Genomic DNA, 22011 nt, shown 5'->3' on the forward strand with positions numbered 1-22011 from the left:
CCGAACAAGGAGGAGCCTCGACGATGACCGGTTCGGCACGCGAGTTGATCGACGCGGTCCAGGCGGAACTCGCCCCGCGCGACGGCGAGAACAGGCTGGTCCCGTCGGTCGAAGCGGGCGAGGCGCCGCGGGAGGTCTTCGCCGCGATCGCCGAGGAGGAGTACCGGATCGTCCGCAGCGACTGGCGCAGTTTCCTGCACCTCGCCTCGCGTGCGGGGGAGCGGAACGCGAGAGAGTTCTTCGCGGCCTTGGCTTCGGGCGAGGGGCTGGCGCTCGGCAAGCTGGCGGCGCTCGCGGAGGAATCGCCCGATTTCGAGCCGCGCGCGGGATGCCAGGCGTATCCGGCGTTCGTCGCCTGGCTGGCGCTCAACGGCGAACCGGCGGACGTCATCGTGGCGATCGTCGCGAACTTCGCCGCCTTCGGCCGGTACTGCGCCGCGATCGCCGCCGCGATGCGCGAGCGGTACGGCTTCGACGACGAGGCCTGCGCCTTCTTCGACTTCTTCGGCGCGCCGTCGCCCGAGCTCGAAGACCTGGCCGTCCGTGCCGTGCAGGCCGCGCTCGACGCCGGTGAACTGTCCGAAAAGGACGCTCGGACGCACGCGCGGCTCTTCCAGTCGTACGAACTGGACTTCTGGAACACACTCGCCGACGATGGTGGCCGTGACTGACCTCGTAGCCGAGGCCGCGGCGCTGGACGCGGCCGATCCCTTGGCGCACAAGCGAAACGACTTCGACCTCGACGCGGGCGTCGCCTATTTCGACGGCAACTCGCTGGGCGCCCCGCCGAAACACGTGGCCGGACGGCTCGCCGCGGTCGTCCGCGAGCAATGGGGCGGCCGGCTCATCCGGTCCTGGTCGGAGGGCTGGTGGGAGGCGCCGGTACGGGTCGGCGGGCGGATCGCGCCGCTCGTGGGCGCGGCGCCGGGTCAGGTCGTCGTGGCGGACTCGACGAGTGTGAACCTGTTCAAGGCACTGGTCGCCGCCACCCGGCTCCAGCCCGGCCGCGACGAGATCCTCGTCGACGCCGACACCTTCCCGACCGACGGCTACATCGCCGACGAGGCCGCCCGGCTGACCGGGCGCACGGTGCGCCGGGTGGTCGCCGAGGACATGCCCGCCCAGGTGAGCGAGCGGACGGCCGTCGCGCTGATCAACCACGTCGACTACGTCACCGGGCGCGCGCACGACCTGGCCGGGCTGACCGCGGCACTGCACCGCGCCGGGGCGCTGGCGCTCTGGGACCTCTGCCACAGCGTCGGCGCGCTGCCGGTCGAGCTGGACGCGGCAGGCGTGGACCTCGCCGTCGGCTGCACCTACAAATTCCTCAACGGCGGCCCCGGCGCGCCCGCTTTCCTTTACGTGGCGACGAAATGGCTGGACCGCTTCGAGCAGCCACTGGCGGGCTGGGCGGGTGACCGCGACCCGTTCGCGATGCGGGGCGCGTACGAGGCGCACGCCGGTATCGAGCGTGGCCGCGCGGGCACGCCCGACATGCTTTCGCTGCTCGCGCTCGACGCCGCCCTCGACGTCTGGGACGGCGTGGACCGCGGCGTGCTGCGGGAGAAGGGCCTCGCGCTCGGCGACTTCTTCTTCCGGTGCGCGGACGAGCTCCTCGGCGGCGCGAAGATCCCGACCCCGCGCGGCCGGGACCGCGGGCATCAGATCTCGGTGATCGACGACGACGCGGCCGAGACGATGGCGGCCTTGATCGACCGTGGGGTGATCGGCGACTTCCGCCCGCCCAACGTGCTGAGGTTCGGGCTCGCGCCGCTCTACACCACGTACGGCGAGGTGCTCCGCGCCGTCACGACGCTGCGGGATCTCCGGGGCTGAGCGCGGAGTGATACCCGGTGTGGTGAAAATGGTGAACCGCATTCGGAAATGGGTGGCAAATAGGTGATCGCCTCGCCCCGGTGGGGGAGAACGGGCGATCTTTCGCGAATCCGCTGTTAATCTCGACATTCGCTCTCGCCGCGAATGTGACGTAGATCCTTCCCCTGTGGCGTAAGGAAAACCTACGTCGCCCGTCTTACCGGTGAGGCGCGGGCCACGGCGCCTGGAGAAGGAGGGGATCGTGTCGTTCACCTATGTCGTCGTCGCCGTGTTCGGTGTCGCCTCCGGTTTCCTGCTCAACGAATTCGGCTCCCGGTACCCGGTGGAGACGGTTCTCGTCGCGATCCTGATCTGCGGGGTGGGGACCTTGTGCTGGGCGGGCGTCCGGATGCTGCGGGACGCGTCCGGGCGGGTCGAGGCGCTCATCGACGACGAACTCGGCCGCCGCGACGAAGATCATTTCGCCGAATCGGCCCCGATAAGCGTCGGAAATTCTCGATTCCGTGGCGCGAAGGGTGTTACGACGGCGTTCCTCCGCGGTGATGTCGTTCGCAAACCGAACGGTATGTGGAGCCCTGGTCCAAAAGCGTGAGCGACGTCACGGCGAGTAGTTTTCGTCGACTTTTTCGCTGAGACGCGGACGTCACGAGGTGTGACTTGATCGTGTCCGAAGAGCGTCGATCAAGCCGCTGCCTGCGCTAAACCGCCAGGTGATCTACTGGTCGGTCACTTAGCCGGGTGCCCTGTCCCACGTGGTGGACTTTCCTGGTCCGGCTGCCTCTTGTCAGCAGGTCACGGCCATACGCGACTACCCTTCGCGTCTGGACTTGACTCACCCGTTTGGGTCTCCTAGCGTCTTCGCGGGCGGAGCGGACCACGCTGTGTTGATCCGGCTATCGGATCCCGCGGGTATGAGATCCCCGGCGACCCGACACCAATAACTGCCGGAAGGAAAACGGACCACGGTGAAGCAGATTTCCCTTGGACGAGGCCGCGGCTCTTCGATTCGTTCGCGCGTTCTGACGATCGCGCTCATTCCGAGCATCGCGCTGATGCTGGTCGGTCTGGCGATCGGCGGGTACCTGATCTTCGACGCGGTCAATGGCCGTGACTACGCGCAGCGGATCCGTGACTCGGAAGCCCCTTCTCTCCCCTTCTTCGTCCAAGTACAGGAAGAGCGGCGCCTGGCGCTGCGCGAGCTCGCCGGCGACCGGTCGCAGCACGCCACGCTCACCGAGCAGCGCGCCAAGACCGACGCCGCCGCCCAGGGTGTCGCCGCGCATCTGCAGAAGTTCATCGGGGACTCGCCCGACAGCGTGCAGCGCAACATCGCCACCCTGAACGGGCTCCTCCAGAAGATGCCGCAGATCCGGCAGTCGGCCGACTCCGGTCAGCTTCCGCTGCTGGACGCCTTCACCTTCTACAACCAGATCCTCGACCAGTTCGTCGACGGTCTGACCGGGCTGGCCCAGGACGCGCCGAACGCCGAGAACGCGTATCAGCGGATCACGGCGGTCCCGCTGTTCACCGCGATCGACCAGATGCAGCGCGCGAACGCCCTCGCCGCCGCGGCCGTCGCGGGCGGCGGCTTCACCGACGAGACCTACCGCGCGTACGTCACGGAGGTCGGTTCCTACCGCTCGCAGCTGGAGTCGTCGGTCTCGCGGATGCTCCCGGACGTCAAGGCGAAGTTCGACCAGCTCGTCGCGAGTGATCCGTGGAAGGCCGTCAACACGGTCGAGAACACCTTCCTGCAGAACAGCAAGGCCACGCTCCCCATCCCCGAGCAGACGTGGCTGCAGGCCGCGCGCGGCGTCAGCGACGCGATGATGCGCGGCTTCGTCGAGCAGAGTGGTACGGCCACGACGCAGGCGGTCGACGACGCCGACCGGACGCTGATCACGTCGGCCATCGCCGCGGCCATCGCGCTGCTGGTGGCGATCGGCGTGTTCGTCATCGCCCTGCGGCTGTCGAACCGGCTCATCGGACGGCTGGCCCGGCTGCGCGAGGACACCCTCGACGTCGCCGAGATCCGGCTGCCGGAGCTGGTGGACCGGGTGCGCGCGGGCGAACCCGTCGACCTCGACGACAAGGGTCACTTCCTCGACCACGGCGACGACGAGATCGGCCAGGTCGCCGAGGCCTTCAACAAGGCTCAGCAGACCGCCATCGCGGCCGCCGTCGAAGAGGCCCGGACCCGTGAGGGCACCAAGACGGTGTTCCTCAACATCGCGCACCGCAGCCAGGTCATCGTGCACCGCCAGCTCAAGGTGCTCGACCAGGCCGAGCGCAAGCAGGAGGACCCGGAGCAGCTGGACACGCTCTTCCAACTGGACCACCTCTCCACCCGCGCCCGCCGCAACGCCGAGAACCTGATCATCCTCGGTGGCGGCCAGCCCGGCCGTCAGTGGCGCAAGCCGGTGACGCTCGCCGAGCTGACCCGCGGCGCCTCGGCCGAGACCGAGGACTTCGCCAGGGTGAAGACGGCGAAGATGCCCGCGATGGCGGTGCAGGGCCCGGTCGTCGGCGACCTCGTGCACCTGCTCGCGGAGCTCATCGACAACGCGACCTCGTTCTCGCCGCCGCAGTCGCGTGTCGAGCTGCGGGGCAACGTGGTCGGCAAGGGTGTCGTGATCGAGGTCGAGGACCAGGGCCTCGGTATCGAGCCCGAGCAGGCCGCCGAGCTGAACGCGATGTTGGCCGATCCGCCGGACTTCGGCATCATGGCCTTGTCAGCCGAGCCACGGCTGGGCCTGTTCGTGGTCGCGCGCCTCGCCGCACGGCACGGGATCTCCGTGCACCTGCGCGAATCCGCGTACGGCGGCACCAGGGCCATCGTGCTCGTCCGCACCGACCTGCTCGCGCCGGTCCCGTCTGATGAGCCGGAGGACGAGGTGGACCCCGAGAGCACCGAGGTGCCGGAGGCCGCGCCGCTGCTTCCGGGCCGTCGTGCCCGCCACCGCACCGAGTTCCCCGCGGAGCGGCCCGAGCTGCCCGTGCCGATGCCGGTCGCGCCGCAGCCCCAACCCCAGCCGCAGGTGCAGCAGGGACCGGAGCAGCCTGGAGGCGCCTTGCCGCCGCTGCCCCCGCGCCCGCCGCGCGTGCCCCGGCCGGAAACGCCGCGGCCCGAGCCGATCCGCCCGGAACCCGCGCGTGCCGAGGCCCGTCCGCAGCCGGTGCAGCCGCCGGCGTGGCCGCCCGCCGACACCCGGCCCCAGGACGGCCGTCCGCCGCAGACCCGGCGGCCCGGCCCCGAGGCGCCCGGCAGGCCACCGCTGCCGCAGCGCCGTCGTCAGGCGAACCTGGTCCCCCAGCTGATGGAGGACCGGCCGGCCGCCCAGCGCGAGGAGGTCCGCGAGGACACCCCCGAGCTGGCCAGGAACCGGCTCGCCGCGTTCCAGCAGGGCACGCGCCGCGGCCGGGACACCGAACCCACCGACGACTACACCGACCTCGACATGTGCGGAGATCGTGACTAGATGGCCAACGCGGGAGTCAGTGAACTCGACTGGTTGCTGGATGACCTGGTCAAGCGCGTCAGCGGGGCGGACAGGGCGGTGGTCCTGTCCTCCGACGGCCTGCTGATCGGACGGTCCGGGAACCTGTCGGAGCAGGACGGCGAGCACCTGTCCGCGGTCGCGTCGGCGTTCCAGAGCCTCGCGCGGGGCACGGGACGGCACTTCGGCGGCGGCAACGTCCGTCAGACCATGGTCGAGATGGACCACGCCTTCCTGTTCGTCACCGCGGCCGGCCGCGGCGCGTGCCTCGCGCTGCTGGCGAAGGAGGACGCGGACATGGGCCTCGTGGCCTACGAGATGAACCTGATGGTCAAGCGGGTCGGCGCGGTGCTCACCTCGGCGCCCCGCGCCGCGACTCCCACTTCGCCATGAGCGGGCGGCACGAGTCGTGGTTCGAGGAGGAGGCCGGGCCGCTGGTCCGGTCGTACGCCGTCACGGGCGGGCGCACCCGCTCGGACACGCTCGGCCTCGACCTGATCACCCTGGTGGTCGCCATGCGCTCCTCGCACGAGGTCGCGGGCTTCGAGCCGGAGTACGGGCGGATCCTCAACCTGTGCCAGAGACCGACGTCCGTCGCGGAGGTCGCCGCGCGTATCGATCTGCCGTTGCCGGTGGTGAAGGTGCTGCTGAGCGACCTCATCGAACAGAACCTCGTGCTGTTCCGCACCGCGACCCCGGTCACCGACACCCCCAACAAACACGTACTCCAGGCGGTTCTTGATGGCATCCGGAAACTCTGAGCCCCGGCGATCGTTGACCGCGAACGCGGTCAAGGTCCTCATCGCCGGCGGGTTCGGGGTCGGTAAGACCACGATGGTCGGTTCGGTCAGCGAGGTTCCCCCGCTGCGCACCGAGGAGGTCATCACCGCGGCGTCCGAGGGCGTCGACGACCTCACCGGCGTCGAGAAGAAGACGACCACCACGGTGGCGCTGGACTTCGGCCGCATCACCATCAACCCCGAGCTGATCCTGTACCTGTTCGGCACGCCCGGTCAGGACCGGTTCTGGTTCATGTGGGACGAGCTGGCCGAAGGCGCGCTGGGCGCCGTCGTGCTGGCGGACACCCGGCGGCTCGACAGCTGCTTCGCGGCCGTCGACTTCTTCGAGCGCCGCGGGCTGCCGTTCGTCGTCGCCGTCAACTGCTTCGACAACGCGTACCGCTACGGCACCGAGGAGGTCCGGCAGGCGCTCGACGTCGGCATGGACGTCCCGCTGCTGCTGTGCGACGCGCGGGAACGCGAGTCGACCAAGCAGGTGCTGACCGTGCTGATGGAGCACGTGCTGGCGCTTTCGGACCTGGCCGCCGGGTTGCCGCAGGGCCGCTGACGCCTCTCCGGAGTGCCAGGAACGGTCCTTTCCTTGCAAATTTCGCAAGGAAAGGACCGTTCCTGGCATCGGCGGGGGTTCAGGACTTGCGGCGGCGGCGCAGGGTGTCGAGCGCATAGGTGCCCGGTCCCACCACCGCGAACAGCAGGAAGATCCAGGAGTACAGCGCGGCCGTCTCGCCCTTGTTCTGCAACGGAAGCAGCGCGTCGGGCTGGTGTACGACGAAGTACGCGTACGCCATCGTGCCCGAGAGCAGGATCGCGACGGGGCGGGTGAACAGGCCCGCCAGGACGAGCAGCGAACCGACCGTTTCGATCACCCCGGCGTACCAGCCCGGCCAGGTGCCGACCGGTACGGCGGCCTTGTCGAACAGTCCCATCTTCTGCAAACCGTGGCAGAGGAAGAGGAACGACACCACAACGCGGACCACGGAGAGGGCAAGTCCCTGCCACTTCGGAGCGGTCGGGCCCACCTCGGTGGTCGTGGCGGCGGCTGTCTGGGTCATGACGCATCCTTCCGGCTCAAGGTGGTCTAAACCATTGATGTGATTGAGGATGCCGGATACCCCCATCGGTAGGGAACTTTCTTTCGGGGGGTAATTCCATGTTATGCCCTCATTTATTGACAGCGAATCGACAGGTACGCGATAAAAAGGCTCCTTTCCTGGAATCAATCCAGGAAAGGAGCCTCGCGATTCCCGTTCAGCGTCGACGGCGCAGGGTGTCGAGGGCGTAGGTGCCCGGGCCGATCGCGGCGATCAGCAGGAAGATCCAGCAGTAGAGGGTCGACAGCTCGCCCATGTTCTGAAGCGGCAGCAGGCCTTCCGGCGCGTGCACGGTGAAGTAGGCGTAGGCCATGACGCCGGAGAGGAGTACCGCGACCGGCCGGGTGAACAGGCCCACCAGCACCAGCGCGGCGCCGACGACCTCGATCACGCTGCCGTACCAGCCGGGCCAGGAACCGAGCTCGACCGAGCCGCCCGCGCCGTCGACGCCACCGAAGAAGCCGAATCCCTGCAAACCGTGGCAGAGGAAGAGGAACGAGACGACGATCCGGACGGCCGACTGGATCGCGCCCTGGGCCTTGGCGGCACGCGAGGTGGTGGCGGTGGTGGTCTCGGCGGGGGTGATGGTCTGCGTCATGGTTCCGGTCCTTCCGGGAGTGTCTGTCGGGCGGCTTCTGACAACGCGTCGGACAGGCTCGACGCGAATCGACATCCACGACGAAACTTTTTTCGCGGGCCGGTCACATCACCCGGTCGGAGCAAGGCCAGACTGGACGGCATGGCGGGTAAGACGAGTGCCGGGATCCTGCTCTTCCGCAGGTCGGGCGAGGTGACCGAGGTGCTTCTCGGGCATATGGGCGGGCCGTTCTGGGCGAAGAAGGACGCGGGCGGCTGGTCGGTGCCCAAGGGGGAGTACGAGCCGGACGAGACGCCGGAGGCCGCGGCGCGGCGCGAGTTCCAGGAGGAGCTGGGGCTGCCGGCGCCGGAGGGGGAGTACCTCCCGCTCGGGGAGGTGAAGCAGTCCGGCGGCAAGGTCGTGACGGTCTGGGCGGTGGAGGGCGACCTCGACCCGGCTCAGGTCGTGCCGGGTGTCTTCGAGATGGAGTGGCCGCCGCGGTCGGGCCGGACGCAGGAGTTCCCGGAGGTCGACAGGGTCGCCTGGTTCGGGCTGGCCGAAGCCGAGGAGAAGTTGCTCAAGGGGCAGCGCCCGTTCCTCGTCCGGCTGGGCGACCTGCTCGACGGCTGAGCAGCTCGCCGAGTGGTTTGTCGGCCAGCGAACCCAGCACGAGGTCGGCGTGGTCGAAGTTCAGCACCGCGGTGATCGCGTTCGGCACGGCGACGCATTCGAGCCCGGCGGCCTTCGCCGCGGTGACGCCGTGCGGTGAGTCCTCGAACGCGATCGCCTCGGCCGCGGGCAGATCCAGCGCGGCGAGCGCGGCCAGGTAGAGGTCCGGGCTCGGCTTCGCCTGGTGGAGGTCGCCGGTGAGCACGGCCTCGAACGCGTCCGTGAGGCCGAGCCGGTTCAGGTGGGTGGTGACCCAGTCGCCGGTCGAGCTGGACGCGATGGCCAGCCGCAGGCCCTGCTCCTTCGCGTCCGCGAGGTACTCCTCGACGCCGGGACGCGGCCCCACGGCTTCCAGCAGTTCGGTGACCCTGGCGCGGACGCCGGTGCGGACCGCGACCCGGTCGAGGTTCTCGTCGTTCTTTTCCAGCAGCTCGAACATCGCGACGGCGGTGTTCTGCGTGCCGATCACGGTGTGCCAGACGTCGAGGGGGAGTTCGTCGCCGCGGGCGCGGAAGGTCTCCTGCCAGGCCACGAGGACGGCCGCCTCGGTGTCGACCAGCGTCCCGTCGAAGTCGAAGATCAATGCGCCGGTCATGGGACGAGTCTACGTCTTGACTCACTGAGTGGTACGGATTACCGTACGCATTCGTTAGGAAACTTACCAAACGAACAAGTGTACTCGAAGTGAACGCCGCGCACCCGTCCCTCTCAACCCGCCGCCACGGATTCCCGGGGAGATCGATGTGAAGGCCCGAACCCGACTACTGCCACTAGGCGCGGCCGCCATCCTGTTGCCGACGCTGCTCAGCGGCAACGCGCAGGCCGCTGATGTCCTTTTGTCCCAAGGAAAACCCGTCCTCGTCTCCTCGGTGGAGTCGTCGTCCTACGGCGGTCCGCTCGCGGTCGACGGCAAGACGAGCACCCGCTGGGCGAGCGCCGAAGGCGTGGACCCGCAGTTCATCCGCATCGACCTCGGCGGCCCCTCGGCCATCAACCGGGTCAAGCTGAACTGGGAGGCCGCGTACGCCAGCGCGTATCGCCTGGAAGTCTCCAACGACGGCTCGGCGTGGACCTCGATCAAGTCCGTCACCGGCGGCAACGGCGGGACCGACGATCTCACCGGGCTGTCCGGCCGCGGCCGGTACCTGCGCCTCGTCGGCACCAAACGCGCCACCAGTTACGGCTACTCCCTTTGGGAGATGCAGGTTTACGGGACGTCGGACTCGTCCGGCGACACGCAGGCGCCCACCGCGCCGACGAACCTCAAGGCCGGTTCGATCACCGCGTCCACTGTGGACTTGACGTGGACCGGTTCGACGGACAACGTCGGCGTCAGCGGCTACGAGGTGCTGCGGAACGGTCAGGTCGTCGGCACAACTGAAAGCGCTTCCTACACCGACAGCGGGCTGAGCGCGTCGACCGCGTACAGCTACACAGTCCGTGCGAAGGACGCCGCCGGCAACACCTCGGCGGCCAGCAACCAGGTGCAGGCGACCACGCAGGCGGGCGGTTCGTCGTTCGTCCTCGCCGCTTCCGGTGACATCGCCGAACAGTGCACCGCGTCCTCGTCCTCGTGCATCCACCCGAAGACCGCCGCGCTGGTCGGCCAGATGAACCCGGCCGCGGTGATCACCATGGGCGACAACCAGTACGACGACGCCCACATCGAGGACTTCACGAGCTACTTCGACAAGACCTGGGGCAAGTACAAGAGCATCATGCACCCGGTCCCCGGCAACCACGAGACCTACGACCACACCCCGCTGGGCGCCTACAAGCAGTACTTCGGCAAGATCGCGACGCCGAACGGGAAGACCTACTACAGCTGGGAAATGGGCAACTGGCACTTCGTCGCCATCGACAGCACGGAGTTCTCGCCCGGTCTGGCCGCGAACGGGATCAGCGACGAGCAGCTGAACTGGATCAAGCAGGACCTGAAGAGCAACACCAAGCCCTGCGTCGCCGCGTACTACCACCACCCGCGCTACACCTCGGGTGACCACGGCGACAACGACAAGATGGCGACGCTCTGGGAGACCATGGTCGGAAACAAGGTCGACCTGGTCCTCAACGGGCACGACCACCACTACGAGCGCTTCTACCCGCAGAACGCCGACGGCGACAAGGACGCGGCCGGTCCGGTGCAGATCATCGGCGGTGGCGGCGGAGCGACCCTCTACCCGGTCAAGACCGAACACCCGGCCACCGCGAAGGCGATCTCGACCTACGGCGTGCTCAAGCTGAACATGTCGGACAACGCCTTCTCGACCCAGCTGATCGGTCTCGACGGCAAGACCATCGACTCCTCTCCCACCTACACCTGCCACTGATCCCCGTGAGGAGGTGCCGCGTCGCGTCGCGGCACCTCCTTCCGGCGCTGGAGGTCTCCCATGTACATCGCCACCAGTAGGGGATCGGACGCCGCGGCGGATGTCCCGAAGAGCGGCGTCAAGCGGGCCGTCACCGGGAACGTCGTCGCGCTCGGCCTGGTCAGCCTCGTCACCGACATCTCGTCGGAGATGGTGACCGCGGTCCTCCCGCTCTACCTCGTCCTCGGTCTCGGCCTGAGCCCGCTGCAGTTCGGTGTGCTCGACGGCCTCTATTCCGGTGTCACCGCCGTCGTCCGGCTCGTCGGCGGCCATCTCGCGGACCGCTGGCAGAAGCTCAAGGCGGTCGCCTGCTTCGGTTACGGGCTCTCGGCTTTGGGCAAGATCGGCCTGATGCTGGCGGGTTCGTCCACCGTCGCGATCGGCGCCGTGCTCGCGGCCGACCGCACCGGCAAAGGCGTCCGGACCGCCCCGCGCGACGCGCTGATCACCTTGAGCAGCGATCCCGAACACCTCGGCCGCGCGTTCGGCGTGCACCGCGCGATGGACACCTTCGGCGCGTTCCTCGGCCCGCTGGTCGCGATGGCCGTGCTCTGGCTCAGCCTGGGCAGCTACGACTCGGTGTTCTTCACGAGCTTCTGCATCGCCGCGATCGGCGTGATCATCCTGGTGGTGCTGGTCAAGGACCACCAGCCGAAGCCGCGAGCCGAGCGGACCAAGGTCTCCTTGCGGGAGACGGCGGGCCTGATCCGGCAGGCGTCGTTCCGGCGGATCTGCGTCTGGGCGGCGCTGCTGGGCCTGGTCACCCTCAGCGACTCGTTCCTCTACCTCGTGCTGCAGCGCCGCTGGGAACTCGGCGCGGTCTTCTTTCCCTTGCTGCCGCTGGGAACCGCGGGGGTGTACCTGCTGCTCGCCGTCCCGTTCGGCAGGCTTTCGGACCGGATCGGCCGCTGGAAGGTGTTCCTCGGTGGGCACGTCGCACTGGTCGTCGCGCTGCTGGCGCTGCTCGGCCCGGTGGACGGCGGCATCCTCGCGGTGCTGGCGCTCGTGCTGCACGGTGTCTTCTACGCGGCCACCGACGGTGTCCTGATGGCCGCCGCCGGGCCGCTGCTGCCCGAACACCAGCGGGCGAGCGGGCTGGCGCTGGTGCAGACCGGGCAGGCGACGACGCGGATGCTCGCGTCCGTCCTTTTCGGACTCGCCTGGACCACCTGGGATCTGCACGCCGCGGTCCTGGTCGCCGCGGGCGCGCTGGCCGTGGTGGTCGTGGCGGCCGCCGTCCTCCGTCCGTTGCGGACCTACGCATGAGGGCGCGGATCCTGGGAGTGGCGGCGGCGGTCGTCGTCCTGATCGCGGCGGCCGTCGGCTACGGCGTCCTCTCCCGGGACCGCGGGCCTGCCGTCAACTCGGTCGCGGTCGTGACCGGGCAGCCGGTTTCGGTGCAGGCCAAGGGACAACTGCTGTTCCGCAACACCGCTGAAGGCCCCGACTTCGGCCATCTCGCCACCGTTCCGGCCGACCGTCCCGGCGAACCCCGGAAGGTGTCCGGCCTCAGCTGCGACCGGTTCGCCGCTTCGGCGGGGACGGCGCTGTGCCTGGCCGCGCAGCCAGGAGTGCTGCCGCCGATGACCGACGTCATCGTGCTGGACAAGGACCTCAAGGAGATCCGCCGGATCGAACTGCCCGGCACGCCCAGCCGCGGCCGGGTCTCGCCGGACGGGAAGCTCGCCTACTGGACGCTGTTCGTCAATGGGGATTCCTATGCGGAGACCGGGTTTTCGACCAGGGCGGGGATCTTCAACCTGGCCACCGGGAAACTGATGAAGAGCATCGAGGAGATGGGGCTCCTGCTCGACGGCAAGCCGTACTACTCGTCCGACGTGAACTACTGGGGGATCACCTTCGCCCCCGACGGCAAGAAGTTCTACGCGACCGTGGGGACGAAGGGGAAGACGTACCTGGTCGAGGCGGACTACGAGAAACTCGTCGCGAGGATGATCCGGGAGAACGTCGAATGCCCGTCGCTCTCGCCGGACGCGAAGCGGATCGCGTTCAAGAAGAAGGTCTCCGCCGATCTCGCGGCGCCTTGGCGGCTGGCCGTCCTCGATCTGGCTTCCGGCAAGGAGACCATGCTGGCCGAGACACGGAGCGTGGACGACCAGGCGGCCTGGCTCGACGACCGGACCGTGGCGTACGGCGTGGACTCGGCGGTCTGGTCGGTTCCGGCGGACGGGAGCGGGGCGCCGCGGGAGCTGGTCGCGCAGGCCGCCTCACCTGCCGGTGTGTAGTGGGTCGTGAGTTGCACCGCACTCACGTGATCGAGGGCGGAACTCGCGTGATCAGAGGCGGAACACCCGAGTGCGGCCTCCAGTCACGCGAGTCACGTCCCTGATCACGCGAGTCACGCCGTTGCTCACGCTGCGCCCTGCGCTTCGGATCGGTAGATACTGGGTCGGGCACCTGAAGTACATGAAGGCCCCCTTCCTTGCGCCTGGCGCAAGGAAGGGGGCCTTCATGTACTTGGGGAAGGGGTGAAGGTCGAGTTTCCTCGGCTGAGCCGAGGGATGGGGGCCTTCACGCGCCGCCGTGGTGGTCGTTGTGATTGCTGGTGCAGGTGAGCTGCAGGTGGCGATCTCTGAAGGTAGTGAAGGCCTCCTTCACTACCTTCAGGGTAGGTAAGGAGGCCTTCACGGACTTTCGACCAGCAGGTACGTAAGGTCTTAGCCCGAATCGCCACTCACGAGGCCCATGGCGTCCGCCTGCTCCCGGAACACGTCGTAGGCGGCGGTCCCGAAGAGCACGAACCGCACCAGTTCCACCGAACAAGACCCGGCCGCGAGCGTGTTCGTCACGGTCTCGAGGGCGATTTCCGCCGCGGACTCGACGGGCCACCGGTAGATCCCGGTCGAGATCGCGGGGAACGCCACGGTGTGCGCGCCGAGATCGGCGGCGACGTGCAGCGAGTTGCGGTGGCAGGCCGCCAGCAGTGCCGAACGGTCTTCGGAATCGGACCACACCGGCCCGACGGTGTGCACCACCCAGCGCGCCGGGAGGCGGCCCGCCGTGGTGGCGACCGCCTCTCCGGTCTTCAGTCCCTTGCCGTAGTGGCCCGCGCGCAGGGCCCGGCATTCGGTGAGGATCTCCGGCCCGCCGCGGCGGTGGATCGCGCCGTCCACCCCGCCGCCGCCGCCGAGCAGTGACGAGTTCGCGGCGTTGACCACGACGTCGACCTCTTGTTCGGTGATGTCGCCTTCGACCAGTTCGATCATCGGGATCGCTCCGTCAGTCGGTGAAGTACTCGATCAGGATTGGGGCAACGGCCTTCGGCTTGAGCATATGCGTCTGGCCCTCGATCGTGCGGTGCTCGGCGCCGGGCACCGCCTTCGCCAGGGCGGCGACGCCGTTGCGGACCCAGGCGGGGCTCTTGCCGCCGTCCATGACCAGCGTCGGCACGGAAACGCTCGCCCAGCGGCCTTCGGGCAGCGGGGTGCCGTCGTGCAGGCCGTCGAACAACGCGGCGTCGTAGCGCAGGGTCGGCGCGACCTTCTTCAGCTTCGGCCACGCGGGCATGAACTGCATCATGAAGACGACCGGCGCCGGGACGCGGACGCCTTCCCGCATGAAGGTCTTGATCGCGGTGCCGGGACGGCCGGCGGCGATGGCTTTCTCCAGCCGCTCGTCGTAGTCGGCCGGGACCGGCGGGCGCGTGTCGTCGACGACCAGCGGGAATTCGTAGACCGCCAGTTTCGTGATCGGCAGCCCGCCCTTCGCGGCTTCGAGGGCGAGCGCGGCGCCGGACGAGATCCCGTAGACGTGGGCCGTCCCGCCCGCTTCCTTGATCAGTGCAGCGATGTCCTCTACTTCGCGGGCGACGGAGAACGGCGCGGTGTCGCCGCTCTCGCCGCGGCCGCGGCGGTCGTAGGTGTAGACGGTGAAGTGCGCGGCCAGTTCGGCGGCCAGCGGTTTGGCCGGGCCGAACTCGCGATGGCACATCGCGCCGTCGACCAGGATGACGGCGGGGCCGGAGCCGGTGCGGGTGTAGGCGATGGTGGTGCCGTCTTGCGAGGTCACGGTGCTCATGGCGGGAATTCTCCTGTAGTCGTTCAGCGGGTGGTGCGGAGGATGACGGCGGTGACCCAGCCCCAGGCCAGCATCACGGCGGCCCAGAAGGCGAGCATCACGACGGCGTTCGCGTTGCCGGAGCTCATCGTGGCGAAGGCGGCGAAGAACGCGATGCCGGTGGCGCGGGAGTAGGCGGCCCAGCCGCGGTGGCCCTCACGGGAGAAGCGGCTCGCGAACACGAAGGTCGCGGCGATCAGCGAGAGGAAACCGACCGAGCCGGCGGTCATGTGCAGGATGCCCGCGGTGCTGATGGTGGCGGGGCCGGAACCGGCCGGGAAGCCATTGCCCGGGTCGGCCTTGAAGACCGCGGCGAAGAGCAGGCTCACGCCGAAGACGCCCAGCAGCCGTGGCCCCCACGTGCTTCCTCTGCCCGGTTCGAGTGTCCGGCTCAGGCCGACCGCTCCCGCGATCATCAGGACCCCGGTGACCAGGAAGTTCGTCACCTGGATCCAGCCGGCGTCGCCGTTGCTCAGCATGCTCGCCGGGTGCTTCGTCAGGTCGAAGCCGTCGCGTACGGCGGCCTGGGTGAGCGAGGTCAGGAAGTACAGCGGGCCCGAGACGGCGCCGCAGGCGAGCAGGGCGCGGGCGGGAAGCGCGACGTGGGGCCGGGTGGCGGTGATGGTCATCGGTTTCTGCCTTTCGGGGCGGGGTGCGTTGGCACAACTCTCGCTCCGAAAGGCTCTATTGTCAAGACAAAAAAATTTGTCGGTGATGCCGATGAGGCACGAGAGGTGTCGCAACGGGGTGGCTACTTGCCGTTTCGCAAGGTCAGGAGGGTGATCTCGCTCGGCGCGAAGACACGCAGCGGCGGTCCCCAGAAGCCGGTGCCGCGGCTCGTGTAGAGCTGCGTGCGCGCGCCGTGGCGCGAAAGGCCGGCCAGCACGGGCTGGTCGAGCCGGACCAGGAGATGGAACGGCCAGATCTGGCCGCCGTGGGTGTGTCCGGAGATCTGGAGGTCGATACCCGCCTCCGCGGCCTGCTTGACCTGCTTCGGCTGGTGGGCGAGCAGGACGACCGGCGTGCTCGCGGCGACGCCGTCGAGCGCGGCGGGGAGGTCGGGGCCGTGGCCGGGCAGGCCGGAGGCGGCGCCGGTCGGGTCGTCGATCCCGGCGAAGACCAGTGTGTCGCCGCCCTGGTGGACGGGCAGATGCCGGTTGTGCAGCGGCTCCCAGCCGAGGTCGCGCATATGGTCGAGCCAGGCCTGCGCCTCGCCGAAGTACTCGTGGTTGCCGGTGATGTAGAACTTGCCGAGTTTCGCCCGCACCTTCCCGAGTGGCGCGACCTGCTCTTGGCGCTTCGCAACTGAACCGTCGGCGAGGTCACCCGCGTGGGCCACGACGTCGGCGTCGAGTTCGTTCACCACTTCGACGACCTTCTCCGACCACTTCATCCGGTTCAGCGGGCCGAAATGGGTGTCGGTGATGATCGCGAAGCGGAGGCCGTCGAGTCCGGCGCCGAGGCGGGGGAGCACGACGTCGAGTTCCTTGAGCCTCGGCACGCGCCGGGCCTCGGCCATCCCGTACGCCGCCAGCGCCACGAAGGCCACCAGGACGACGCCGGACACAATGCCTGCCGCACTGTCCACTCCGGACACGGCGAGGATCAGCCGCAGTACGTTTCCGAGTACGGACAACGAGAACAGCAGCCAGATCAGCCCGAGGGAAAGGTCGCCGATCTTCGCGGCGAGGTCGCGCTGCCACGGGCCGTGGCCGAGGACCATGCACGCGGGCACGGCGAGGGCCGCGACGGCGAACACGATCGTTCCGAGGACTTCGAGCGCGGCCGGGAGCTCGGGGGAGCCGATGATCGTCCACCACGGCACACCGAACAGGAGGGCGAGGACGGCGATCAGCGCGGCGACGCGGACAAGGATGCGGGGCATGATGACGGCCAGACTAACAGCCCATTGGTCTCTACCGCCGTTTTCGCTGAGGGGCGTCTCAGGTACGTAGACGGACGTACGCGCGGTGTCGCTTCACGGCCGACGCTTTCCTCGTCGCCGCGGAAGACACTCGACGGCATGATGCGGACGATCGAACGTGTCGCCTACGCGACCGGGGCGCTCCTGTTCCTCAGCGGTCTCGTGCACGCGGTCGTGCTGATCGCGTCCGGCGGTTCGTGGACCGGGCCGCTGTCGATGCGGAAGGCGGTCACGTTCGGCCTTTCGTTCGGGCTGACGCTCGCCACCGTCGCCTGGGCGACGTCGTACGTCGCGGTCCGGCCACGCGTGCGGAACACGCTGCTCGGCGTGTTCACGGGGGCGAGTGTCGTGGAGACGGTGCTGGTGAGCATGCAGGCCTGGCGCGGGGTGCCGTCGCATTTCAACTTCGAGACCGGCTTCGACAACGCCGTGTCGACGACGCTCGCGGCGGGCGGCGGCGTCATCATCCTGACGGCGGTGACCTTCACGGCCGCGGCGATGCGCGGCGAAGGGGAGACGACGGCGAGCATGCGGCTCGCGGTGCGGTTCGGGCTCGTCGCGCTCCTGGTGGCGCTGGGCGCGGGCGCGGCGATGATCGCGAGCGGCGTCGTCGAGGCGCGGGGCGGGAATCCGCAACTCGCGTACACCACCGCCGGCGCGCTGAAGCCGCTGCACGCGGTGGCGATGCACGCGATCCTCATCGTGCCGGGGCTCGCCTGGCTGCTGCGGTTCGCGGACTGGACGGAACGGCGGCGCGTGCGGCTGGTGTGGGTGGCGATCGGCGCCTACTCGGTGCTGACCGCGGTGGTGGGGCTGGAGTCGGTGACCGGGGTTTCGCCGCTGGCGGCTTCGCCGGTGGAGATGGTGACTTCGGGACTGGCCCTGGTGGTGCTGGGGCTTATCGGTGCGGTGGCCGGCCGTGAAGCGGTTCGGCGTCGGTCCCGGCTGCCATGAAAGGTCCTTTCCTTGCAAATTTTGCAAGGAAAGGACCTTTCATGGCACGCGCTAGCGGCCCACGTAGGTGCGAAGGTGCCGCGCCGTGAGCGTGTCACCCGAAGCGACCAGATCGGCCGGAGTGCCCGTGAACACCACCTGGCCCCCGTCCGAACCCGCGCCCGGCCCGAGATCGACGATCCAGTCCGCGTGCGCCATCACGGCCTGGTGGTGCTCGATGACCACCACCGTGTTCCCGTCGTCGACGAGCCGGTCGAGCAGGCCCAGCAACTGGTCGACGTCGGCGAGGTGCAGGCCGGTGGTCGGCTCGTCGAGGACATAGGTCGCCGACTTCTCCGCCATCCGGATGGCGAGTTTGATCCGCTGCCGCTCCCCGCCGGACAGCGTGGTGAGCGGCTGCCCGAGCCCGAGGTAGCCGAGGCCGACGTCGGAAAGCCGGTCCAGGATCGTCCGCGCCTGCCCTGACGGGAAGAACTCGCGTGCCTCGGCGACGGGCATGGCGAGCACCTCGCTGATGTCCTTGCCCCGCAGTTTGTAGGTCAGGACCTCGGCGGTGAACCGCTTGCCCTCGCATTCCTCGCAGACCGTCGCCACCCCGGCCATCATCGCCAGGTCGGTGTAGATCAGCCCGATGCCCTTGCATTTCGGGCACGCGCCTTCGGAGTTCGCGCTGAACAGGGCCGCCTTGACGCCGTTGGCCTTGGCGAACGCGGTGCGGATCGGGTCGAGCAGGCCGGTGTAGGTCGCCGGATTGCTCCGCCGCGAGCCGCGGATGGCCGACTGGTCGAGCACCACCACGTCGTCCCTTGTGGACAGTGAACCGTGGATGAGCGAGCTCTTGCCCGAACCGGCGACCCCCGTGACCACGGTCAGCACGCCCAGCGGGATGTCGACGTCGACACCGCGCAGGTTGTGCCGGGTCGCGTTGCGGATCTCGATCTGCCCGCGTGCCGCGCGGACGTCCGTGCGCAGCCGGGCACGGTGGTCGAGGTGCCGTCCGGTGAGCGTGCCGGACACCCGCAGGCCGGCGACGTCGCCGGTGTAGCAGATCTGCCCGCCGTTCGGGCCCGCGCCGGGGCCGAGGTCGACGACGTGGTCGGCGATCTCGATGGTCTCCGGTTTGTGCTCGACCACGAGCACCGTGTTCCCCTTGTCCTTCAACAGGAGCAGGAGACCGTTCATCCGCTGGATGTCGTGCGGGTGCAGCCCGACGGTCGGCTCGTCGAACACGTAGGTGACGTCGGTGAGGCTGGAACCCAGGTGCCGCACCATCTTCACGCGCTGCGCCTCACCGCCCGAAAGCGTCCCGGATTCGCGATCGAGGCTCAGGTAGCCGAGGCCGATCTCGACGAGCGAGTCGAGGGTGCCGCGCAGGGTCTGCATCAGCGGCCCCACCGACGGATCGTCGATCTTGCGGAGGAAATCCGCGAGATCGTTGATCTGCATCGACGAGCAGTCGGCGATGTTCAGTCCTTCGATCTTCGAGGACAGCGCCGCTTGGTTGAGCCGCGCGCCGTCGCACGACGGGCATCGCCGGAACGTGATCGCCCTGTCCACGAAGGCCCGGATGTGCGGCTGCGTCGCTTCCTTGTCCTTCGACAGGAACAGCCGCTGCACCTTCACCAGCAGGCCCTCGTAGGTGGTGTTCATCCCGCCGAGCTTCATCTTGGTGGCGGGTTTGTGCATGAAGTCTTCCCACTGCTGCGGGGTGTAGTCCTTGAGCTTGACCGCCGGATCGACGAAACCGGACTCCGCCAGCCCCTTCCAGTACCAGCTGCCGGGCGCGAAGTTCGGGACGGTGATCGCCCCTTCGTCGAGTGAAAGCTCTTTGTCGACGAGCTGGTCGATGTCGATGCTGGAGACCTTCCCCAGCCCCTCGCAGTCGGGGCACATCCCCTCGGGAAGGTTGAAGCTGAACGCTCCCGACGTCCCCACGTGCGGGGTCCCCAGCCTGCTGAAGACGATCCGCAGCATCGTGTGCGCGTCGGTCGCGGTGCCGACCGTGGAGCGGGAGTTGGCCCCCATCCGCTCCTGGTCGACGACGATCGCGGCGCTCAGGTTCCGCAGCGCGTCCACGTCCGGCCGTCCGACGGGGGCCATGAAGGACTGGATGAACGCGGTGTAGGTCTCGTTGATCAGCCGCTGCGATTCGGCGGCGATGGTGCCGAACACCAAGGACGACTTCCCCGACCCCGAGACACCGGTGAAGACGGTGAGGCGGCGTTTGGGGATGTCGACCGAGACGTCGGCGAGGTTGTTCTCTCTGGCTCCGCGCACCTGGATCATGTCGTGGCTGTCGGCGGCCGAAGGCATGGCTCTCCCCTGGTTGGAACTCTTTAGCCTGTAAAGTGAGGGTAGCAGAGGTTAGTTTATGCTGTAAGGAGTTGGCAAGTGGTCGTCTACGCGGCGCAGGGTGACCCTCGGCGGTCGATGGCACTGCTGTGGCGGACCGAGCCGCCGGACGCCGAGCGGCCCGGCCCCAAGCCGGGGCTTTCGGTGGAACTGATCGTCGAAACCGCCATCACCATCGCGGACGCCGAAGGCATGGCGGGCCTTTCGATGCGTGCGGTCGGGGACAGGCTCGGCCGGACGGCCATGGCGCTCTACACCTATGTCCCGAGCAAGAGCGAACTCGTCGATCTCATGTACGACAAGGCGCTCGCCGAGGTCTCGGTCGTTTACGACGGAGACGGCTGGCGCGCGGACGCCGCGCGCTGGGCCGAGGATCTCTGGGACTTCTACCTTCGGCACCCGTGGGTCCTGCAGGTCTCGCAGGCGCGGCCGGTGCTCGGGCCGAACGAGTACGTCGTGCTGGAAGCGCTGGTGAAGATCCTGCGCCGGACCGGGTTGCGCCCGGCGGCGCTGCGACGGCTGGTCAGCGCGCTGTACTCGTGCGTGCGAGAGCCCGCCAGGACGGCTTCGGAGGCCAGGCTCGCCGAAAAGGTGACAGGGCAATCCGACGACGAGTGGTGGCACGCGAGGTCCGCGCATCTGAAGGAGGTCTCGCCGGACTTCGCCGAGCGATTCCCGACGCTGACCTGGATGGAGGCCGAGCAGGCGTTCCGCATGGAGGACGAGACGGTGTCCTATCTGGAGCAGGAGGCGAGGGAGGCCTTCGAGTTCTCGCTGTCCGTCTTGCTGGACGGAATCGAAGTCGCGACCAAAGCGGAGTAGCCTTCTCCGCATGCCCTCCGATTTCGCCTTGAAGACCATGAACGCCGTCCACCGCGTCATCCAGAAGGTCAGCGGCGGCCGCGCCGGCTGGCAGGTCGCCGGGATGACCGTCCTGGAACTGACCACCATCGGCCGCAAATCCGGCCAGCCGCGCACCGTCCTGCTGACCTCGCCGCTGCGCGAGGGCGACGCGTACGTCATCGTCGCCTCCCGCGGTGGCGACGACCAGCACCCGGCGTGGTTCCTCAACCTCCGCGACAACCCCGACGTCCAGGTCACGCTGAAGGGCGAGGCCGCGAAGCCGATGGTCGCGAGCGTCGCCGACGCCGATCTGCGCGCCCGCCTGTGGCCGAAGATCACCGCGGACTTCAAGAACTACGCGCAGTACCAGACCAAGACCGACCGGGAGATCCCCGTCGTCCTGCTCTCGCCCAAGGCGTAACCCGGCATCCCCCGCACGGGCCGGGTCCATCGGCCCTACCGGCGAGTCGGTAAGCCGGGGACCGTGGACCTCGACGCAGAGGAACTACGAGAACGCGGGGATGCCGATGTCCGACTCCTTGGGTCTCGAAACGCTCGATCGCGAGCAGTGCCTGGCGCTGCTCGCGCGGGCCGGGCTCGGCCGGGTGGTGTTCACCTCCCGGGCCATGCCCGCCATCCAGCCGGCGCGGTTCGCGCTGCACCACGGCGCGATCGTGGTACGGACGCCGTCACAGAGCGCGCTGTTCGCCGGGGTACTCGACAGTGTGGTGGCCTTCGCCGTCGACGAGTTCGCCAAGGACCTGGGGACGGGCTGGTACGTCACCGTCGTCGGCCGCGCCTCCGAGGTGCGCGACCCCCTGGTGATCGCCGAACTCGAGACCTTGCCGCTGGGCTGCTGGACCGGCCGGACGGACTCCCGGTATCTCCGGATCCCCATCGAGTCGGTAACCGGTCGAAGGATCCTCGGCGCTTGCAGTAACGAAGCACTGTCCGTGATCGACGCACCAGATGAGCGATCCGGGCGCGTTTGTCATTCCTGACCCCACTGCCCGGGGAGTTAC

Annotated in this window: 23 protein-coding genes; 15 read left to right on the plus strand and 8 right to left on the minus strand. The window is 68.7% G+C overall.

Going from position 1 to position 22011, the window contains the following annotated elements; translation table 11 throughout:
• The first annotated feature begins 23 nt into the window (after positions 1-23).
• From AJAP_RS06640 to AJAP_RS06670, 7 genes are all read left to right on the plus strand, one after another.
• Positions 24-671: a hypothetical protein gene (locus tag AJAP_RS06640; protein WP_038509039.1), complete on the plus strand. Its 648-nt coding sequence runs from the start codon at positions 24-26 to the stop codon at positions 669-671.
• Positions 655-1836, plus strand: a complete 1182-nt coding sequence (locus AJAP_RS06645) for a kynureninase (protein WP_038509040.1) — start codon at positions 655-657, stop codon at positions 1834-1836. The genes AJAP_RS06640 and AJAP_RS06645 overlap by 17 nt, the downstream gene beginning before the upstream one ends.
• A gap of 241 nt (positions 1837-2077) precedes the next feature.
• Positions 2078-2428: a hypothetical protein gene (locus AJAP_RS06650; RefSeq protein ID WP_038522507.1), complete on the plus strand. Its 351-nt coding sequence runs from the start codon at positions 2078-2080 to the stop codon at positions 2426-2428.
• 373 nt (positions 2429-2801) lie between these two features.
• On the plus strand, positions 2802-5315 hold the full coding sequence (locus AJAP_RS06655; RefSeq protein WP_038509041.1) for a sensor histidine kinase: 2514 nt from the start codon (positions 2802-2804) through the stop codon (positions 5313-5315).
• Positions 5316-5726: a roadblock/LC7 domain-containing protein gene (locus AJAP_RS06660; RefSeq protein ID WP_037341577.1), complete on the plus strand. Its 411-nt coding sequence runs from the start codon at positions 5316-5318 to the stop codon at positions 5724-5726. It abuts the gene before it with no gap.
• Positions 5723-6094 (plus strand): DUF742 domain-containing protein, encoded by a 372-nt coding sequence (locus AJAP_RS06665; RefSeq protein WP_016336739.1) that lies wholly within the window; start codon positions 5723-5725, stop codon positions 6092-6094. Before AJAP_RS06660 ends, AJAP_RS06665 begins: the two co-directional genes overlap by 4 nt.
• Complete coding sequence (locus AJAP_RS06670) at positions 6075-6680, plus strand: GTP-binding protein (RefSeq protein ID WP_026466899.1); 606 nt, start codon at positions 6075-6077, stop codon at positions 6678-6680. Before AJAP_RS06665 ends, AJAP_RS06670 begins: the two co-directional genes overlap by 20 nt.
• Before the next feature lie 79 nt (positions 6681-6759).
• On the opposite strand, the gene AJAP_RS06675 is transcribed toward AJAP_RS06670, so the two are convergent.
• Together AJAP_RS06675 and AJAP_RS06680 are read right to left on the minus strand one after the other, a co-directional pair.
• Positions 6760-7185: a DoxX family protein gene (locus AJAP_RS06675; RefSeq protein WP_038509042.1), complete on the minus strand. Its 426-nt coding sequence runs from the start codon at positions 7183-7185 to the stop codon at positions 6760-6762.
• Between the two features lie 196 nt (positions 7186-7381).
• Positions 7382-7822 carry a DoxX family protein gene (locus AJAP_RS06680; protein WP_038509043.1) on the minus strand — a complete coding sequence of 147 codons (441 nt, stop codon included), beginning with the start codon at positions 7820-7822 and terminating at the stop codon, positions 7382-7384.
• Positions 7823-7963: 141 nt separating this feature from the next.
• On the opposite strand from AJAP_RS06680, the gene AJAP_RS06685 reads away from it, so the two are divergent.
• Entirely contained in the window at positions 7964-8431 is a 468-nt protein-coding gene (locus AJAP_RS06685) for an NUDIX domain-containing protein (protein ID WP_038509044.1), read from the plus strand.
• Here AJAP_RS06685 and AJAP_RS06690 read toward each other — a convergent pair.
• Positions 8379-9065, minus strand: coding sequence for an HAD-IA family hydrolase (locus AJAP_RS06690; protein WP_038509045.1), 687 nt, complete (start codon positions 9063-9065; stop codon positions 8379-8381). The genes AJAP_RS06685 and AJAP_RS06690 overlap by 53 nt on opposite strands.
• Positions 9066-9213: 148 nt before the next feature.
• Here AJAP_RS06690 and AJAP_RS06695 point away from each other — a divergent pair, with 148 nt between their 5' ends.
• The 3 genes from AJAP_RS06695 to AJAP_RS06705 are packed head-to-tail and all read left to right on the plus strand — an operon-like array spanning position 9214 to position 13085.
• Positions 9214-10800 carry a discoidin domain-containing protein gene (locus tag AJAP_RS06695; RefSeq protein ID WP_167551707.1) on the plus strand — a complete coding sequence of 529 codons (1587 nt, stop codon included), beginning with the start codon at positions 9214-9216 and terminating at the stop codon, positions 10798-10800.
• 60 nt (positions 10801-10860) lie between these two features.
• Positions 10861-12105: an MFS transporter gene (locus AJAP_RS06700; RefSeq protein WP_037341585.1), complete on the plus strand. Its 1245-nt coding sequence runs from the start codon at positions 10861-10863 to the stop codon at positions 12103-12105.
• Positions 12102-13085, plus strand: a complete 984-nt coding sequence (locus tag AJAP_RS06705) for a TolB-like translocation protein (RefSeq protein WP_038509046.1) — start codon at positions 12102-12104, stop codon at positions 13083-13085. The genes AJAP_RS06700 and AJAP_RS06705 overlap by 4 nt, the downstream gene beginning before the upstream one ends.
• Before the next feature lie 432 nt (positions 13086-13517).
• Here AJAP_RS06705 and AJAP_RS06710 read toward each other — a convergent pair whose 3' ends face one another.
• From AJAP_RS06710 to AJAP_RS06725, 4 genes are all read right to left on the minus strand, one after another.
• Positions 13518-14066, minus strand: a complete 549-nt coding sequence (locus AJAP_RS06710) for an O-acetyl-ADP-ribose deacetylase (protein WP_038509047.1) — start codon at positions 14064-14066, stop codon at positions 13518-13520.
• A gap of 13 nt (positions 14067-14079) precedes the next feature.
• The gene (locus AJAP_RS06715) at positions 14080-14877 is read right to left on the minus strand and encodes an alpha/beta fold hydrolase (RefSeq protein WP_038509048.1); all 798 of its coding nucleotides are present in this window, start codon (positions 14875-14877) and stop codon (positions 14080-14082) included.
• Positions 14878-14900: 23 nt separating this feature from the next.
• On the minus strand, positions 14901-15545 hold the full coding sequence (locus AJAP_RS06720; protein ID WP_038509049.1) for a DUF998 domain-containing protein: 645 nt from the start codon (positions 15543-15545) through the stop codon (positions 14901-14903).
• A gap of 122 nt (positions 15546-15667) precedes the next feature.
• Positions 15668-16801: a metallophosphoesterase gene (locus AJAP_RS06725; protein WP_038509050.1), complete on the minus strand. Its 1134-nt coding sequence runs from the start codon at positions 16799-16801 to the stop codon at positions 15668-15670.
• Between the two features lie 138 nt (positions 16802-16939).
• Between AJAP_RS06725 and AJAP_RS06730 the strand changes: the two genes are divergently transcribed.
• Entirely contained in the window at positions 16940-17794 is an 855-nt protein-coding gene (locus AJAP_RS06730) for a hypothetical protein (protein ID WP_038509051.1), read from the plus strand.
• 51 nt (positions 17795-17845) lie between these two features.
• Here the strand turns inward: AJAP_RS06730 and AJAP_RS06735 are convergent, their stop codons facing one another.
• Positions 17846-20107, minus strand: coding sequence for an ATP-binding cassette domain-containing protein (locus AJAP_RS06735; RefSeq protein WP_038509052.1), 2262 nt, complete (start codon positions 20105-20107; stop codon positions 17846-17848).
• Positions 20108-20185: 78 nt separating this feature from the next.
• Between AJAP_RS06735 and AJAP_RS06740 the strand changes: the two genes are divergently transcribed.
• The 3 genes from AJAP_RS06740 (at position 20186) to AJAP_RS06750 (ending at position 21990) form a co-directional block, all read left to right on the plus strand.
• Positions 20186-20968, plus strand: coding sequence for a TetR/AcrR family transcriptional regulator (locus tag AJAP_RS06740; protein WP_038509053.1), 783 nt, complete (start codon positions 20186-20188; stop codon positions 20966-20968).
• Positions 20969-20978: 10 nt separating this feature from the next.
• The gene (locus AJAP_RS06745; protein ID WP_038509054.1) at positions 20979-21410 is read left to right on the plus strand and encodes a nitroreductase family deazaflavin-dependent oxidoreductase; all 432 of its coding nucleotides are present in this window, start codon (positions 20979-20981) and stop codon (positions 21408-21410) included.
• A 100-nt stretch (positions 21411-21510) separates the two neighbouring features.
• Positions 21511-21990, plus strand: coding sequence for a pyridoxamine 5'-phosphate oxidase family protein (locus AJAP_RS06750; protein ID WP_051972360.1), 480 nt, complete (start codon positions 21511-21513; stop codon positions 21988-21990).
• The last annotated feature ends 21 nt before the right edge of the window (positions 21991-22011 follow it).

Source organism: Amycolatopsis japonica (genome assembly GCF_000732925.1).
Taxonomy (GTDB): Bacteria; Actinomycetota; Actinomycetes; order Mycobacteriales; family Pseudonocardiaceae; genus Amycolatopsis; species Amycolatopsis japonica.

Coding starts and splice junctions, on each gene's coding strand:
- AJAP_RS06640 (WP_038509039.1), top strand. CDS start 24: ATGACCGGTTCGGCACGCGAGTTGATCGACGCGGTCCAGGCGGAACTC.
- AJAP_RS06645 (WP_038509040.1), top strand. CDS start 655: ATGGTGGCCGTGACTGACCTCGTAGCCGAGGCCGCGGCGCTGGACGCG.
- AJAP_RS06660 (WP_037341577.1), top strand. CDS start 5,316: ATGGCCAACGCGGGAGTCAGTGAACTCGACTGGTTGCTGGATGACCTG.
- AJAP_RS06665 (WP_016336739.1), top strand. CDS start 5,723: ATGAGCGGGCGGCACGAGTCGTGGTTCGAGGAGGAGGCCGGGCCGCTG.
- AJAP_RS06670 (WP_026466899.1), top strand. CDS start 6,075: ATGGCATCCGGAAACTCTGAGCCCCGGCGATCGTTGACCGCGAACGCG.
- AJAP_RS06675 (WP_038509042.1), bottom strand. CDS start 7,185: ATGACCCAGACAGCCGCCGCCACGACCACCGAGGTGGGCCCGACCGCT.
- AJAP_RS06680 (WP_038509043.1), bottom strand. CDS start 7,822: ATGACGCAGACCATCACCCCCGCCGAGACCACCACCGCCACCACCTCG.
- AJAP_RS06685 (WP_038509044.1), top strand. CDS start 7,964: ATGGCGGGTAAGACGAGTGCCGGGATCCTGCTCTTCCGCAGGTCGGGC.
- AJAP_RS06690 (WP_038509045.1), bottom strand. CDS start 9,065: ATGACCGGCGCATTGATCTTCGACTTCGACGGGACGCTGGTCGACACC.
- AJAP_RS06700 (WP_037341585.1), top strand. CDS start 10,861: ATGTACATCGCCACCAGTAGGGGATCGGACGCCGCGGCGGATGTCCCG.
- AJAP_RS06705 (WP_038509046.1), top strand. CDS start 12,102: ATGAGGGCGCGGATCCTGGGAGTGGCGGCGGCGGTCGTCGTCCTGATC.
- AJAP_RS06710 (WP_038509047.1), bottom strand. CDS start 14,066: ATGATCGAACTGGTCGAAGGCGACATCACCGAACAAGAGGTCGACGTC.
- AJAP_RS06715 (WP_038509048.1), bottom strand. CDS start 14,877: ATGAGCACCGTGACCTCGCAAGACGGCACCACCATCGCCTACACCCGC.
- AJAP_RS06720 (WP_038509049.1), bottom strand. CDS start 15,545: ATGACCATCACCGCCACCCGGCCCCACGTCGCGCTTCCCGCCCGCGCC.
- AJAP_RS06725 (WP_038509050.1), bottom strand. CDS start 16,801: ATGCCCCGCATCCTTGTCCGCGTCGCCGCGCTGATCGCCGTCCTCGCC.
- AJAP_RS06730 (WP_038509051.1), top strand. CDS start 16,940: ATGATGCGGACGATCGAACGTGTCGCCTACGCGACCGGGGCGCTCCTG.
- AJAP_RS06735 (WP_038509052.1), bottom strand. CDS start 20,107: ATGCCTTCGGCCGCCGACAGCCACGACATGATCCAGGTGCGCGGAGCC.
- AJAP_RS06745 (WP_038509054.1), top strand. CDS start 20,979: ATGCCCTCCGATTTCGCCTTGAAGACCATGAACGCCGTCCACCGCGTC.
- AJAP_RS06750 (WP_051972360.1), top strand. CDS start 21,511: ATGCCGATGTCCGACTCCTTGGGTCTCGAAACGCTCGATCGCGAGCAG.